This is a genomic window from Bremerella sp. JC817, assembly GCF_040718835.1.
Taxonomy (GTDB): domain Bacteria; phylum Planctomycetota; class Planctomycetia; order Pirellulales; family Pirellulaceae; genus Bremerella.
The window spans coordinates 717,500-731,986 of record NZ_JBFEFG010000280.1; the positions used below are offsets into that span (position 1 = coordinate 717,500).

The 14,487-nt window shown below is 58.8% G+C and carries 10 protein-coding genes; 2 read left to right on the forward strand and 8 right to left on the reverse strand.

Going from position 1 to position 14,487, the window contains the following annotated elements; translation table 11 throughout:
- A complete protein-coding gene (locus tag AB1L30_RS21345) occupies positions 1 to 1,068 on the forward strand; it encodes a peptidylprolyl isomerase (protein ID WP_367015797.1) in 1,068 nt (355 codons plus the stop codon).
- A 15-nt stretch (positions 1,069 to 1,083) separates the two neighbouring features.
- On the opposite strand, the gene AB1L30_RS21350 is transcribed toward AB1L30_RS21345, so the two are convergent.
- The 8 genes from AB1L30_RS21350 to AB1L30_RS21385 are packed head-to-tail and all read right to left on the reverse strand — an operon-like array spanning position 1,084 to position 12,278.
- Positions 1,084 to 2,034 carry a hypothetical protein gene (locus AB1L30_RS21350; RefSeq protein WP_367015799.1) on the reverse strand — a complete coding sequence of 317 codons (951 nt, stop codon included), beginning with the start codon at positions 2,032 to 2,034 and terminating at the stop codon, positions 1,084 to 1,086.
- Positions 2,031 to 5,702, reverse strand: a complete 3,672-nt coding sequence (locus tag AB1L30_RS21355; protein ID WP_367015801.1) for a hypothetical protein — start codon at positions 5,700 to 5,702, stop codon at positions 2,031 to 2,033. Before AB1L30_RS21355 ends, AB1L30_RS21350 begins: the two co-directional genes overlap by 4 nt.
- Before the next feature lie 42 nt (positions 5,703 to 5,744).
- Complete coding sequence (locus AB1L30_RS21360; RefSeq protein ID WP_367015803.1) at positions 5,745 to 8,399, reverse strand: hypothetical protein; 2,655 nt, start codon at positions 8,397 to 8,399, stop codon at positions 5,745 to 5,747.
- A gap of 25 nt (positions 8,400 to 8,424) precedes the next feature.
- Positions 8,425 to 8,853, reverse strand: coding sequence for a biopolymer transporter ExbD (locus AB1L30_RS21365; RefSeq protein WP_367015805.1), 429 nt, complete (start codon positions 8,851 to 8,853; stop codon positions 8,425 to 8,427).
- Between the two features lie 2 nt (positions 8,854 to 8,855).
- The gene (locus AB1L30_RS21370; protein ID WP_367015807.1) at positions 8,856 to 9,272 is read right to left on the reverse strand and encodes a biopolymer transporter ExbD; all 417 of its coding nucleotides are present in this window, start codon (positions 9,270 to 9,272) and stop codon (positions 8,856 to 8,858) included.
- Between the two features lie 21 nt (positions 9,273 to 9,293).
- Positions 9,294 to 10,100, reverse strand: a complete 807-nt coding sequence (locus tag AB1L30_RS21375; protein WP_367015809.1) for a MotA/TolQ/ExbB proton channel family protein — start codon at positions 10,098 to 10,100, stop codon at positions 9,294 to 9,296.
- 14 nt (positions 10,101 to 10,114) lie between these two features.
- A complete protein-coding gene (locus tag AB1L30_RS21380; RefSeq protein WP_367015811.1) occupies positions 10,115 to 11,260 on the reverse strand; it encodes a hypothetical protein in 1,146 nt (381 codons plus the stop codon).
- Positions 11,244 to 12,278, reverse strand: coding sequence for a VWA domain-containing protein (locus tag AB1L30_RS21385; RefSeq protein WP_367015813.1), 1,035 nt, complete (start codon positions 12,276 to 12,278; stop codon positions 11,244 to 11,246). The genes AB1L30_RS21380 and AB1L30_RS21385 overlap by 17 nt, the downstream gene beginning before the upstream one ends.
- Before the next feature lie 260 nt (positions 12,279 to 12,538).
- Between AB1L30_RS21385 and hemE the strand changes: the two genes are divergently transcribed.
- Positions 12,539 to 14,467 (forward strand): uroporphyrinogen decarboxylase, encoded by a 1,929-nt coding sequence (hemE, locus tag AB1L30_RS21390; RefSeq protein ID WP_367015815.1) that lies wholly within the window; start codon positions 12,539 to 12,541, stop codon positions 14,465 to 14,467.
- The last annotated feature ends 20 nt before the right edge of the window (positions 14,468 to 14,487 follow it).

Sequence of the window (14,487 nt, forward strand, 5' to 3'; positions counted from 1 at the left end):
ATGTCATCAAAACCTTGGATCGGATCGCCGACCTTCATCCTGGTGATGATCTGTTTGATCGTCTTGCCAGAGGCCGCCAATGAATGGTCGCTCTCAGGGGATTTCGAATCCTCTTCAGGGCCTTATCTGCCTGAAGAGACGTTGATCCATCCCAAGACTGGTGCCATGGTGGTTGCCAGCGTCAACGACGTACCCATCTACGACGTCGAGATCGAACGCTATTTGCAGCGGTTGAACGTCTTTGAAGATCTGCCGGAAGCGACGCTTCAGGTTTATCGCTCGACCGTCATGTCGCAATTGGTCCGCCGCCAGGTGATTCTTTCGTATCTGCAGACCACCGAATTCCGCGCCAGCGAACAAGAGATCGATCTGGCGATTGCCGAAGTGAAAAACGCCCTGAATGCCCGTGGTAAGACGCTCGATCAGTTTCTGCTTGAGGGCAAAGCGGACCTTTCGATGCTGCGGCGCAACCTGGCCTGGAAACTTGTCTGGTCGCGTTACCTGGAAAGCTATCTGACCGAAGCGAATCTTCGTCGCTATTACGAACGCAACTACGAACGTTTTGACGGCACCACGCGTCGCGTATCGCAGATCTACTTCGGCGATCCTTCCGATCCGAAGTTCGATTGGGACGTTGCCTTCCGTGAAGCGGTCTTCCTGCGTGATCGTATCCAACAAGGGCAGATCACCTTCGAGCAAGCCGTTCGGGAGTACTCGCAGTCGCCGAGCAAAGACGACGACGGAGCCATGGGCTGGATCAAGCATCATGGTCCCCTCGATCCACGTATCCACGAGGCTTCGTTTGCCCGGCCGGTCGGCGAAATGGTCGGCCCGATCCAGACCAAGTTCGGCATTCACTTGCTGAAGGTGCACGAAGAGAAGCGTGGCGATCGTGAGTGGAAAGACATGGAAGCCGAAATCCGCCATGCTGCCGCCGCATTCCTGTTCGCCCACGTGGCGGACCGGCACATCTCGGACGCCAGCGTTTACTACTTCGGCGAAGAGGAAGGTTCGGAGATCGATCCAACCTTCGTCCGTCGGTTCAGCGACGAGTTCATCTCGCCTTAGTCGCTGGCCTTTGATCTACTTGGCTGGCGGCTCGACCCACTGGCCATCGCGGAACAGGCACTTCTTCGGATCGTAAGGAGTAGCCTTCTCGAGCGACAGCACCGGCAACGGCTTCTGAAACGAGTCATCCAGGAAGAAGCCCCACTGCGGCTGCATCGTCTTGGCGGACTGGCTGGAAGAAAGCTCGAGTTCTGCCGCGACCAGTTTCTGCAACATGTAAGCCGGAATGGCTCCTTGTTCGCACCCTGGGCAGGTCCCTTGAATCAGAGCCATGCAGTCGTCCCAGGTAATCTTCTTCGTGCCGCTTCGTAGGGCACTCTTGATTTCATCCCGCTGAAGTTGCTGCCGAGCGTCGGCTCGATCGCCGCGGCGAAGCAGTTGCAGGGCATGGATCGCGTCGTTGCGTGCGGTGTCGTCGACGACCGCCCCAGAAGCTTCTTCCAGCTGATTGCCGTCGAGCAGCGAGGCGTCGTGGATTGGATCGATCAGGAACGCCAATGCTCGAAGCTGTTTGATTCCCTGGGCTCCGTCCGCCAGTGGTGCCATACCGAGGATCGCACTGCGGCCTTCCTTTTCAGGATCCAAGTAAGCTGCAATCAGGAATAAACGCTTGGCCGTCTCGACCGCTTCCGGATCGGAAGTCTTGGTGACCAACTCTTCGGCATACTCGCGATATGCCTTCGGATTGTCAGGCGAAAGCTGCGAAAGCCGCGCCGGATTGACTGGCTGCAGCAGCAGTTCGATCTCGTTGCGGCGAATCTGACGATGCAGTTCGTCGCCGTCCGGCGTAGTCACCCGTAGCCGAATCGTCACGTCGTCGGAAGCTTCCACGAAACCGACCAGAGGCTGAGCTTGTCCCTTCAGATAGATCACGGCTCCATCGACCGGAACGCCCAACAGGCCCCAGATCAGCAGCGACCCGGAAAGTGCTTGTGCCGTTCGGCGAAGCCAACTCCGAGCTTTCATACGGAACCTCCCGTCAGTTCCCAGAACTTGATCAGGGCCATCTCGCCGTTTCGCAATTGAGCCAGCAAACTCGGTGCGTTGGCATCCTGCTGATCTAACTTCTGCAAGATGTCGTTCAGCTGACTTTGTAGCTGAGGAACTTGCTTGCTGTGGCGCAGGACCATCAACTGCAGCCACAAACGCTGCCGCGCCGCCATACGAGCGATTGGCGAGTTGGTCAGGTAATCGTAGGCCAACTCGCGTCGCTTCAGGTCTTGGAAACGAGCGGTCTCGGCATCGGTCAGCGTCATCGCCTCCAGTTCAGACTTTTCGGCTGCAATCAACTGGGCAGCGATCGCATCCGGCAAGTTGGCTTGGGCCAGCAGTTCATCAGGAACACCTTGCAGGCGGGCATGGAACCGGTAGTAATCGATCATGGCCTCGGCCAGGTTGTTGGCCATCTGCGGCGAAAACTCGTCCCCCGAAGTGGACTGGCTGCCGAGGCCTGCCAGAGCACTTTGCAGCAGCTTCTCACGCAGGTCGTCGCGGGCCGTTCGCACGTTGTTAATGACGATCGTCTCGCCGACGAGCACGCTCACCACTTCCTGCATGTCGTCGGCAGCTCGCCGGGCGGAATGGACCTGGTCGGCGATCGCCAGCTTCAGCGTGCTCCAGTGGGCGAATGCCCGCAACCCGCTTTGAATTTGGCTTTGTTCGGCTCGCGGCTTGGGTGCGAGAATGTACTCGGCCAATTGCGAAGCTACCTTGTAATCGACGTCGTCGACATCGCCAGACATCGTGCAAAGGTCGCGATAGATATCGATGCGGCCTAAAGGATTGGTGGCCCGTTGCAGGCGGCCGATCTGAGCTTCGATCTTCGATTGCAGGGCGAGCGGGTTCGTGGACGGAGCGCTGGTGGTGGGGGCTGGCGCTTCGGTGACTTCAGCCGCGCCTTGCTTCGAGGCGGTCTCGAAGATTCGCTGGCCCATTTCTCCCTGGCTGGCCGCGTGCCCGAGCACCCCCAGGAAGCCAAGCTGCGAAAGCTCTTCGGCCAACTGAGGTGTCGAGATGTCATCGCGAACCTTCCAGTCGTAGTTGCCGGACCGTCGCGAGAACATGCGATACATTTCGCCGTCGCGGGCCATGAAACTATCGAGACCCAGCTCGGTTCGCACCAAGGCGACGGCCTGGGCTGGTTCGTCGGCGTCGAGTCCGCGATTGATCCGCCGGGCAAAAAGTCCGGCCACTTGTCGCTGGATGTTGCGATCCTTGAGCGAGTGCTCGAACGCGTCCAACAGCGGCAGCATCAGTTCCGCCTTCTGGGCTGAGACCACGCGCTGCACGACCGGCTGATACGAGTCCCAGCCTGAGGTCATTTTGCTGACGATGTCTGCGACTAGTGTGCTGTCCTTGGCCACGACCTGATCGGTAGGCAGATAGCTTTGAGCGGTACTCGAAAGCGTCGCATGAAGCTGCGCGGCTTCGTTGGGGTTCGATGCGGCGAGCTCACGAATCTTACGATATTGATCGCGAATCATCTCGCTCATGGTCAGCTCGGTCGGATTGGCTGATCCAGTAAAGCTGACGCCGAGTCGTTGCTCCAGCAGATCGAGCAGCTTCCGTTTGCGATCTTCTGGCAGGCCTGGCTGCTCGGCCGCGGTCACGGTGACATATGCCTTCTCCATCATCTGCGAGACAGGCGTCCCGCCCGTGATTGGCGAATCTTCCAACGAGATATCTTCGGTCAACGTTTCCGCAATGGCATCGATTGCAGCGTCGTTCGGTTCGTCGTGAACCAGTCCGGCAATCGCCTCTCGGATCGACTTGCGGTCTTCCCCTTGTCGGGCCAAAGATGTCGCGATCATCTGTGGCAGCAGGGCACGATAGGCGGTCGCACGCTTGCTGGCGTCTTGCGTGCAAATGGCCGTCAACCGCGGCTGAAGCGACGGTTCGGTTTGATAGACTTCCAGCAGATCGAGGGCCAAAGGTTCGCTCCACCACGGTTGGCGTCCCCAGACAACTTCCTCGGTCTTGGTTTCCACGTCCGGATCGTTGTCGATCGCTTCATCGGCGAGCGTTGTGTTTGAGTTGTGAGCCACGCGGTTCGTTCCGGGCGTTCCTTTGGGCGGGACCGAGCCAAGATAAATCGCGTAGCCACCACCAAAAATCAGCAGGGCAAAGAACGCCCCGAAGATCAACGCGACCTGGCGTTGCCCTCGGTTCTGCTTGCGGGTGAAGTCGACGACGCGGCTCTCGATCAGTTCCTGGCAGGTCTCTTGATCGAGTCCCCACTGATCTCCTTCGGCCAGAAGACGCTGGCGATTTTGAATCGACAGAAACTGCTCCTCGAACATCAACTCGTCGACCAGCGTGCGGATGTGCGACTCGGCCTGTTCCACGGTGACCAGCCGCAGCTCTTCTTCCTGGATCACTTCCCGCAGCGTGCTCCAAGCCAGGTCGTGCGGCAGGCCATGCATGTCGATGCCGATCTGCACCAACTGCTGGGCCAGGCTCGAAAGCACGATGCCGTGGTTTACGTTCTCCAGCTTTTCGCGAACGAACTGGCGGAACGAAGTGGCTCGCTGCTGATTCTTCGTTTCTGATTCGTGCTTTTCCGTTTGCCGCTGAAGCGAAGCAAGCGCGGCGTCGCGTTCCTCTTCGGTCATCCCCAGGTCGGCTGCGACCTGGGCGATCATGATGCGAGTCAGCGAGTTGACACCCCCTTGGCCAGCGATGATCGTGGCGGCACGCTGCTGGAAGGTGGTGATTGTTTCTTCCTGGACTTGCTTCTGCTGCTGGTCCTCTGGTTTTTCGATCGCGGAAGCAACTTCGTAGCCTTCTTCCTGGGCGACTTCCAACAACAGGTCGCGGGCCAGCACCTGGCTGAGGCCAAGCTTGCTGGTTCCTTCGCGAATTAGCTTCACTTCGCGACGTTCGTTGACGCGCTTCGTCGGCAGGGCTTCGAACGCTTTCCGCAGGTAATGTTTGTAGAGCCGACTGGGGGATTGGCGTTTCTTCTTCTCCGCCTTTTCCTGAGCGGCTGCTTCTTGCTCTGCCTCGGTCGGCGTGTCGTCTGGTTCGGCCGGTGGAGCCGGGTTGAAGTCGGCCGCGTTGATGCGACTGTAAAGCTTCCCGCGTATCGGCGGCGGGATCAGCATTTGGTCGGCGAGATAGTTGATCCGGCCCAACGCTTGATCGGTCCAGCCTCGCTCGGCGGTGAGCACCAGACGCGATTGCCGCACGAAGTGAAACAAGTCGGCGGGCCGGACCTCGGGAAACTCGCTTTCGTCGTCCGGCAGCGGCGTGACCAGTGCCTGATCGTCAACGCCAGGTTCTTCCACCGGATCGTCCGACAAGATCTCAGGCGTCAGGTACTCTTCCGCCGGGGGCTCTTCAGGTGGCTTCGGTGGAGGTGTTGCCGGCGCCACGTCAGGAGCGACCGCGGCAGGCGGTGCTGCTGGAGGCGGCGCTGTAGGCGGCTTGGCCTGCGAGGCCCGACCGTCGTACAGCAGGGCCATTGCTTGCTGGTATTCGTCGCGGCTTAATCCGAACTGATAGGCCAGCGTGGTCAGGGCAGCCGGATCGAGTCCCCCGCGCGAGGCTAGAAAGGCCTCGGCCTCGCGAACGAATGCATCGATTCGTTGCGAGTTATGTTCTTCGTGGGGTGATGGGGACGAGCCGTGCGCCATTCCATTCGACGTGTAGAGATTCGTTGCTGGTGTGTGCCTGGCCTATCCGGAGATCTGCTGGGCGAGTGCTTTTATTTTATCAGCCCAAGGGGGCGAGCCCCAATCTGGGTGCAGTAATTCGAACTGCTGCAGGACAGTTTTTGCTTGGTTCAGGTCGGTTTGCCGCAAGCAGGCCAGCTGGTAATACTTCGCCTCGAACCACTCGGGGCTGCCGTTTTTCAGCCCAATTAGCAGGGTTCGCCAATGCCCCAGAGACTGATCGTAATTCTTGAGGGTGAACTCGACTCTTCCCAGCCGCTGCAAATAGTCCTGCTCGTTGGGGAAGGCTTCGACCAGAATCCGCAGATACGATGCCGCGTCGGACCATTTTTGGAGCCGCTCGGCGAAGCCCGCCGCTTTCGAGCATGCGACTTTGGCGTTCTTGTTCTGTTGCAACTGGCCAGAGTTCGCACCGAGGTGCTTGATCAGCCGGCTGTAGATATCGAACCCTTCCTTAAGCAGTTCGTTGGAAGGCATTGTCGAAGCGGCGACCTGGCGATCAATTTCCAACGCCCGCACGATGAGCGCCGACTGTTCGTACGGGGTTCCTTTGGCATGCACCAGCAACCAGTCGGCATGCGAGGCGACCTCGTCGTCGTTCTTTTGCGATCGCGCCAGCAGCAAGGCCTGGTAATGGTAATCGACCCAGGCTCGGTCTTCCGCCGGAAGCTTGCTGACGAGGGTCTTCGCGGCGCCGACATACCTAGCGAAGTCGCCGTTTTCCAGCAAGTCTTTGCGCGCCAGATCGGCCACGTTGAGCAGGCAGCGGGCAACGCCGGAAGTTTGATCGTTGGAAGCCGATATCTTGCTAAGTCGCGACTGCAGATCGTCGGCAACTTCTTTCAACTGCCGGGCCAGGCTCTTCTTTTCATCGTCGGACGAGGCCTGGTCGATCTGCTGCCGCAGCAAGTTGCACAAGTCGAACTTGGCCGACCAGAAGTTCGGATCGCTCGCGTCGATTCCTTGCAGTTGGCGGATCGAAGAGGTCATCGAACCGCGCGACTGCTGCAGCTTGGCGATGAAGTAGTCGGCCTTCTGAGCGTAGGCATGGTTAGGGAAGTCACGCTTCAAGTCTTCCAGCACTTCGACAGCCCGGAGCCCGAAGCGAGGTTCGTCCTTAGCCAGCGTTTGATAAGCGACGAACGCCATCCAGGCCGCTTCGACCGCTTTGCCCGGATTGGGACCTTTCAGCCCCGCGACCGAGTCTTGAAAGCTGCGGCCTGCCTCGGCGAATTCTTCCAGGCGATAGTTGCACCAGCCGAGCGTGTAACGGCATTCGCTGGCGGAAAGCAGATCGCTTTTGGCCTCCGGAGCGGCCAGCGCGCCGCGAAGTTCCTTCTGGGCATTGCGGTAGTCAGCGGGAGCTTTGCTCTTTTCAGCCTTGGCAAACTCTTGTTGCCCGACCAGCCACATCATGTAGAAGCCGGAAGTCTTCTCGAGATCGACGTCGTACTTCTCGATCAACTGAATCGCCGCGGAATGATGTCCCAGCTTCGCCAGGCCGACGAGTCCTTGAACCCCCATCTCATGAATGGCGGGATTCTCTTTTCCGGCTCGCAAGCCGGTATCGGCCAGCAGAACGCACAAGCTCGTTTTGCCGGGCGAGGTGTCGCCATGAAAGGCTTGCACAGTCGTCTTGCCGAAACTGGCGGCTTCGGTCAGCTTGCCGGCATTGATCAAGCCTCGGCAGAACCAATAGTCGGATTGATCGGCGATCTCTACGCTCGTAGCACCCGACTCCAGCAGTTCGATACAGCGTCGTCCGTCCGGCACGTCGTTGTCGAGAATCTCAGCCATGGCCAACCCGATCAAGGCTCGCGCGCGCCACTCTTGCTGCAGGCCCATTCGATTTGGATCGGCGGACTCGTACCAGGGAGGCGACTGATTGGGGGTCTCTTTCAGATCGAGTAGTTCGCGAAACAAGCGAATCGCTGTCTTGGAATAGTCCGATGGTGTTTGCTTCCCTTCGGCCAGGGCAAGGTAATAGTTCGACCAGGCTCCGAAGAACGCGGCTCGACCGACGACCCCTTCCAGTTCCTTGTTCGCCTGATCTCGGCTCTCGCGCGTTGGGCCAGGTGGCATCCGGTCGATCAGTTCGTACTGCTGCTCGACCTGCTTTTCGATCGACTTGTGATACTCGACCAACTTCGGGGCGATCTTCTTGAAGATGTCCAAGGCGACCGCCTGCGATGCGCTGTCGGTTGGGTCGTTCAGCCAGCGGGAGGCGGCCGCTTCACCTCGGTTATAGTCGGCTTGCAGCAGCATCACTTGCAGCGCCGGCTTATCCGCACTCGGATTCGCCGCGAGAAACTTTTGCACCTGGTCGAGGTAATACTTCGAGCGGGCCGGGTCATCGGCGTAAGTCATCAACTGCGTCGCATAAAGCTGCGATGTAGTATCGAGGAGCTCCTCGCGCTGCTCGGCAGGAATGGCCGATCTCAGGTAACGTTCTGCCAGGATCAAGCGTTGATCGGGCATCTTCAACTTGCTGAGGTAGCGATCGACACGATGATACTCTTCGATCATCTGCTGCGGCGTTCGCGAATCGTTGATCTGCGCTTGAGCGAAGGCATCGGGAACTTGCACCGCGCTTAGCAGCAGCGCCGCCTGGCAAACGAGCCAGTACGAAACAGTTCGAGATGAAATCGAAAAACGCATGACGATTGGGGGAGTGCAGGGAAGGCTATGGAGGCGTCAGCGGCACGTAAGAGACACCAGGAAATTCGGCGTTCTTGCAGGCCTGGATGGCGGCGGCAGCCATCCCATAGGGTGCGGCGTCTGGGGCTCGAACGAATGCACCATCTTCTTTGTTGGGGAACTGGTTGAGGACCTCTTCCAGTTCGGCGAAGGTTGTCAGGTTGTTCGTCCCGATCTGATAGACCCAGCTTCCGTCGACATTGGCTAGCAGCACAATGGCGGGCTCCAGATCGGTTTCAGAGGCCGCGCTCGACTTCTCGTTCACCTTGGTCACCGCGTCCAAGTCACGCTCGGTCTTGGTGAAGCTGGCGGTCACGATGAAGAAGATCAGCAGCAGGAACACGACATCGATCATGCTGGTCATTTCCAGCGTAATCTGCCGTTTGTGGGCTCGTTTGTGGCTCGATAGTTTCATGGTTAGTTGGGCACCTGGACCGCGAGTCGGACCTTCGAGATTCCTTGGCTGGCCAACTGTTTGACCAAGGCGTTGGGCGTTTCACAGGTTGCGTTCTGATCGATTCGTACGACAACCGTCACCAGGCTTGGGTCGCCACCATTGGATTGCAGTTCGTTGCCCACCAGAAACGCGACGTCGGCCAACTGCAACGGGTTGCCGGCCACGACGATCTCGCCAGCCTTGTTGATGTTGACCACCAGCGAAGTCTTCTTCTGGTCTTTGGCACCCTTCAGGTTCGGCAGTTCCAGCTTCTCGCGATTGGTTTCCGAGACCTGGCTGACCGTGATGAAGAAGATGAGCAACAGGAAGACGATGTCGATCATCGGTGTGATGTCCATCCCCTTGGTGTGCCGCACTCTTTTCTTCGAGAGTTTCATCGGATGTGCTCCTCCGTGAACTTAGCGGCGACGGCCAAGCGGGGTCAGGATCTGTTCGACGCGCTTGCCGACTTCGGCGACCAGCGAATCGATGCGATTGCCGAAATAGCTATAGGCCACCATCGCGGGAATCGCCACCACCAGACCCAGCAGCGTTGTGACCAGGGCCTGACCAATCGAGCCGGCCAGGTCTTCCGGCTTCGGAGCACCACCACTCGCGGCAATCGTATTGAACGCCTTGATCATACCGAGCACCGTACCGGTCAGCCCGAGCATCGGAGCGATCGAACCGATCAGGCCCAGCACTTCGGTCTTGCGATAAAGCTTGGCGGTTTGGTCTTCGCCTGCTTCTTCGACGGCGGCCTTATATTCGGCGAAACCGAACTCGGCACCGCGGAAGCGTTCCAGCCCAGCTTGCACGACGTAGGTCAGCAGCGACTGGTATTCGGGGTTCTTACAAACTTCGAGTGCTTCGTCGACGCGGCCCTGGGCGATCATTTCTTCCAGTTCGTACGCCACCCCTTCCGGCATCAGCACGCTTTTGCGAATCGTCAGGAAATGTTCGACGATGAAACCGATCGCCACCATCGACAACAATCCGATCAACACCCCGACCGGACCACCATCCATCAGCGTGTCGAGCAGGGTCTTCTCTTCGTATTCGGGACGAGGCGCCGTCGTCGCGGCGTCGTTGCCATCCATCGTCAGCGTATCGCCGGCGGGCGGAGGCGAACTTCCGTCTTGCGCCCAGCTTTGGACGGCAAAGATGCCCAGCAGCAGAACCAGACAATAGAAGATGCCCGCTTTGGGCGTCGAGTTGCGTCGCATATCGTAGGTGCCTCTCAAGGATTGCTCGGAAGTTGTCGCGAGGATCTTATCTGCTTGGCATGCGAAGTCCCGCCATAGAACAACAGCAGTTGTCGGCGTACGTCCGCGGCTTGATCCGGTTGTTTGATTCGCAGCAGGGCGTTGTGGGCTTCCAGGAGTGCCGCGGCTGCCAGCTCGGGCTGATCGTTTCCGTACAACGCAGGAACATGGAGCAAGTCGAGCACGCCATGCTCGATCATCAGGAACTCGCTCGAACGAGCGCCGGCGACTCCCTGCAGATACCAGGCCACCGGCAAGTTGCAGCTGTCCATCGTATGGATGACCGGAACCAATTCCGACCGAGCCACAATCAGGTTGCCAGTTTGCACCTGGGTTTGGGCGGCCAGCAGGTCGTTCCACTGCTTCAAAGTTGGGTTGCCGGTCTTCAGTTTGCGTTCCCATTTCTCGGCTTCGGCAAAGTCGTGGGCGGCGATCGCCAAGGCTGCCATGTAGATGTTGACCGCTTCCGGTGCTTTCTGGCCGAGCGAATTGGCAACCGAGGCCGCCTTTGGTAATGCTTCGGCGGCCGCCGCTTGATCGAAGAACAACGGCAGAAGATCGGTGCTCAGCCCGGTTTGCTTGTCGTACTCCAGGCGTCGCGGGCCCGGCAGGGAAGGGGGCTCGCTGCGGTTCGCTTTCAGGCAGCGAATACAGCAGAAGTAAGCTTCCAACGCGGCCTCTCGTTGGCCATTGGCCAGGCGGCCCCACATGGTGGCCTGGCAGACCATGTAGGCCGTTTTCGAGTCGCGATCTTTGTAACGCTCGAACACCGCTTCGGCCGGCTCTTGCAGGCCGCCATAGTCGCCGACCGTCAGTCGCTGATGAATGCGGTAGAGAGGCAGACCGAGGTCGTTGCGTAGACGGTCGAAGTCGGCTTGCTTGTCGGGAGCGACCGTGCCCAGTTCGATTTCGTGCCAGGGAATCAGGTTGTTATCGGTAACCTTGACCCCTTCTTCGTCGAAGCCAACGACAGTCACGTTGCTAATCAGTCGCAAGTCACGCAGGATCAAGCGATCCGCATAGGCACGATCGGTCGCCACCGCCAGACATACGCCGACCGTCAATCCCATCACGATGCGACGCCACTGTCTCGCGAGTGGCCTGTTAGAAGGCGGAGACATGGCGGTAACTGCCTCCCGAGTCGTTCGCGATTTGCCGCATCAGCGGGGCGGCTTGTTTGTCGAGAAATGAAATCGCGTGGATCTTCGATTTGTTGCTGCCACCCACGTTCAACGCCTTCACGCGGGCCACGACGTCGTCGTCGAACAAACCGTCCGTCATGAAGAAGATGGCATCCGGAGCAGGGGCCAGCTTGAACGCTTCTTCGAAGGCCGAGACCGGCATCGTGCCCCCTTGGGCCGAAACGGTATCGAGCCAACGCTTCACGTTTTCGAGATCGCGTTTGGGATTTCGCCACCCGCGCATATTGTACGGAACGGACTGACTATTGAAGAACACAATCTGAAACTCAGACTCGCGCGACATGCTGCGGACCGCTTCCAGGATCTCTTCCTTGACATAGTCGAGCTTGGCGCCTTCCATGCTGCCGCTGCAGTCGGCAATGATGCAGATGCGGGAACCTTCGGCCCGGACACCCATGAACGTCGTTCCGGCACCAACGGCACCGCCGCCGCCACCGATCGTGCTGAGCGCGCCTGCCCCGCCGCCAGCCGCTCCGCTGGGAAGCAACTGCGAAAGACTCACTTCTTCGCCCATTTGCGACGTGGCCGAGGAAGGGGGTTCGATGTCGGCGACCAACTCGTCGAGACTGGCAGTCTCGGAGCTTTGTTCGACTTCGCTCGTATCAAGGACGTCGCCACCGGAGTCGGAAAGATTGACGCTCGGAAGCTCTCCAATACCGACCTCATCGCCTTCCGGTTGTCCGCTCGAAAAATTGCAGGTAACCGATGCCAGGACGAAGATGATTGCCATATGGAACAGCAGCGAGGCAAAGCCTGAGATACTGTCGGTCAACCAATGGTGGGCCGGGGCTTCGCTGGTCTGCTCTTGAGCCTGGCTAACCTGCTCGGCGTCGGGCAACCGGACGACATTGCCGCAGTGCGGGCAAACGACTTCCCCGCCTAACTGCTGGGCGGTCGCCGTCAGATGTTTGCCGCAGTAAAAGCAGGAAAGTTGCATCAAGGGAGCTCGCGAAAAGTCATTGTCCCCCGGAGGAGCGGGAAACTGCTAAAATCAGAGGAGCGAGGCAGTTGCGTCCCAAAAGCTGGTGTACACTGCACACTCATCATCCTAGGAATAGAATTCAACCCGGTCAATGAATTGGAAGGTTCGAGGAACTCTGGGAAAAGTTTTCGGCTATGAGTTAGCCTGGGACGGACCCAAGAACGCTCACTTCCATGCCTTCTACCCCATCAGGGTTATCAGTCGAAGAGAATTTAATGCCAGACAACGCCAAGAATTTCGAGGGTTTGAACGTCGCTTCGTTTGAAAGTCGCCGCCAGAAAGAGATGGCGATGATGATCGAGAAGTTCGGCGGGGTCCCGCATGTCAGCCCTTCGATGCGAGAGGTCCCTCTCGAGGACAACCAGGGCGCGATCGATTTCGCGAACCGAGTGATCACCGGCCAGGTCGATATCGTGATCTTCATGACCGGTGTCGGCTTCAATCACCTGCTGGCCGCCATCGATCGCAAGGTGGACAAACAGCAGTTCCTGGATGCATTGTCCGACATTATCACAATCACCCGTGGCCCCAAGCCGGTTGCCGCGATGCGGGAAGTAAAGCTCACGCCAACGATCAAAGTGCCCGAGCCCAATACCTGGCGCGAGATCCTGCAGACGATCGATACCGAGATCCACATTGCCAATCAAACTTTGGTGGTGCAAGAGTATGGCGTAACCAACGCCAGCCTGGTCGCCGGGCTAGAGGCTCGTGGGGCCAACGTCGAGACGCTGCACGTTTACGACTGGGACTTGCCGGAAGACATCGGTCCGTTGGCAGCCAACATTCAGAAAGTGATCGACGGCACGATCGACGTGTCGCTTTTCACCTCGGCCAACCAGTTGAACCACGTCCTGAAATTGGCCGAACGTCAGGGACAGTTAGAAGCCTTCTCGGCAGCATTGCGGGGAACGGTTATCTGCAGCGTCGGCCCAACGATGAGTGAACGCCTGCGTGACCTTGGTTATCCGGTCGATGTCGAACCAGACCATCCCAAGATGGGCCCCTTGGTTTCGTCCGCAGCGGAACGCTCGAAATCGATCCTCGTTCGCAAACGTCAGATTCGCGCAGTATTGGAAGAAACAACGAAAGTGGCACTCAACAAAGAAGCAGCCTGGTACAACAGCACCTTCCTGAAGGCTTGCCGCCGCGAGCCGACCGATTACACGCCAGTCTGGCTGATGCGTCAGGCAGGGCGATACATGAAAGAGTACCGCGACGTCCGTGCGAAGACGACGTTCCTCGATCTTTGTAAGAACCCGCAGTTGTGCAGCGAAGTGATGTGCACGGCGGTCAATAAACTGGGCGTCGACGCGGCGATTATCTTCTCGGACTTGCTGCCGATCTTGCAGCCGATGGGGCTCGATCTGGAGTTTGCCAAGGGAGAAGGACCGGTCATTCATAATCCGATTCGCGAAGCGGCCGACGTCGATCGCGTGCTGGAACTCGAAAGCACCGACTCGCTGCACTACGTGATGGAAACCGTGAAGCAGACGCGTGCTGATTTGCCGGCCGATATGCCGCTGATCGGTTTCGCGGGGGCTCCTTTCACGCTGGCCAGTTACGCCATCGAAGGTAGCGGCAGCCGCGACTACGTGAATACGAAGACCCTGATGTTCCGCGACCCAGGCGCCTGGCGAGAACTGATGGAGCGTTTCGTCCGCGCGATCTCGCGCTACTTGAACGCTCAGATCGCCGCCGGTGCCCAAGCTGTGCAGTTGTTCGATTCGTGGGCCGGTGCTTTGGGACCGGACGACTACCGCCGCTACGTGCTACCGTACGTGAAAGACATCGTTGCCCAGATCGCTCCTGGCGTCCCGGTGATTAACTTCGCCACAGGGAACCCAGCGCTGCTGCCGATGCTGGCGGAATCGGGCGCGGCAGTGGTCGGTGTCGACTGGCGTATTCGTTTGGACGTGGCCTGGGAAACGATCGGCCACAACATCGCCGTTCAAGGAAACCTCGATCCGGTTTCGCTGTTGGCCGATCCGATGGAACTGCGTCGCCGAGCCAAAGATGTCTTGGATCAAGCGGCCGGCCGCCCAGGGCATATCTTTAACCTGGGGCATGGCGTGATGCAGCAGACCCCAGTCGACAACGCTCGTGCGTTGGTCGACATGGTTCACGAGATGAGCCAACGCAAGTAAGCCGGCGGAAAGGCTGCTTA